Below are 1,312 nucleotides of genomic sequence, written 5' to 3' on the forward strand. Positions count from 1 at the left end.
GCCAGTAGGCGATCAGCTCCGGCTCGGTCAGCGTCCGCCACACGTGCTCGATCGGGTGGGACGTCCGTCGCGCGAACCGGATGACGTGCCTGCCGTTGCGGATGCCGACACTGCCGTCGGTCAGCGGTTTGTCGAGTGCCATGATCCCATGGTCGGTCGCACGGCCAAAACCGCGCTAAAGCCGGGCTTTTCCATCGACAGCGCATTCTGGACACGTTTCGGCGCGGCTCGGTACTTTTTCGCCATGACCACTCCCACCGCTCGTGAAGTCCTGGAGCAGTTGCGCTCCCGCACCATTGAGAACGATCCGTCGGTAGGTGACCTCTATGCCGAGGACGGAGCTTTCGAACTGCCTTTCGCGCCGCCCGGTGTGCCGAAAGCGTTGAACGGCGGCGAGGCGATCCGAGAGCACCTGAAGAAATCCGTCGCGGCTTCCCAGGCGCGGTGGAGCGATTTCACCGTCACGGCGGTCTACGACACCGCGGACCCGGAGGTGCTGGTCGCCGAGTACGTGCTCGACGCGACGATCCAGGCCACCGGTGACCCGTTCAGGCTCGGCTCCATCATCGTGCTGAAGGTCCGGGACGGGAAGATCGTGCTGTCCCGCACGTACGCGAACCCCATCCAGACGGCGGAGGCGCACAAGTACGACTGACGCCCCCGGCGGTGGAACGCGACAGCCACAGGCCAGACCGGATCGGTCGGGCCTGTGGCTGTTCGGGTCTCACCCGATCCCGAGCTCGTTGTCGATGAAGTCGAAGATCTCGTCGTCGTCGGCGGACGCGATCTTGTCCGCCACCCCGTCCGCCGGGCCCGGCTCGTCCCGCAACCTGCCCAGCAGGTCCTCCAGCCGGTCGACGAGCCTGGCTCGCGCGTCGTCGTCGGCGGGCAGCGAGCCTTCCAACCGGGCCAGCAGCGGCGTCCAGTCCGGTCCCGTCGGGGCGAGCAGCCCGGTCAGGTGCGCGGCGAGGGCGCGCGGGGTCGGGTGGTCGAACGTCAGCGTGCCGGGGAAGCTCAGGCCGGTGGCGGCGGCGAGCCGGTTGCGCAGCTCCACCGCGGTCAGCGAGTCGAAGCCCATGTCCAGGAAGCCGCGCTCCACGTCCAGCTCGCCGGGATCGGGCCGGGCGAGTACGGCCGCGACCTCGGTGCGCACCAGGTCGAGCACCTCGACCGGGGTGGTGGGCCGGTGCCGCACCAGGACCGGCCGCGGTCGGTCGCTGCGGCGGACCAGGCCGAACAGGGGGCGGTCGGGCAGCGCGGTCGGGTCCAGCCGCAGCGGCACCAGGGCGGGGCCGTCGTCGGCCAGCGCGGC

General features: G+C 70.1%; 2 protein-coding genes. One reads left to right on the forward strand and one right to left on the reverse strand.

Annotation, left to right across the window (positions count from 1 at the left end):
- The first annotated feature begins 148 nt into the window (after positions 1 to 148).
- Positions 149 to 655 (forward strand): nuclear transport factor 2 family protein, encoded by a 507-nt coding sequence (locus AB0G02_RS33905; RefSeq protein ID WP_360802568.1) that lies wholly within the window; start codon positions 149 to 151, stop codon positions 653 to 655.
- A 69-nt stretch (positions 656 to 724) separates the two neighbouring features.
- Here AB0G02_RS33905 and AB0G02_RS33910 read toward each other — a convergent pair.
- A partial coding sequence (locus tag AB0G02_RS33910) for a phosphopantetheine-binding protein (protein WP_360802571.1) occupies positions 725 to 1,312 on the reverse strand: 588 nt, incomplete at its 5' end.

This window comes from Actinosynnema sp. NPDC023658 (assembly GCF_040639995.1).
Classification (GTDB): domain Bacteria; phylum Actinomycetota; class Actinomycetes; order Mycobacteriales; family Pseudonocardiaceae; genus Actinosynnema.

Coding starts and splice junctions, on each gene's coding strand:
- AB0G02_RS33905 (WP_360802568.1), top strand. CDS start 149: ATGGTCGGTCGCACGGCCAAAACCGCGCTAAAGCCGGGCTTTTCCATC.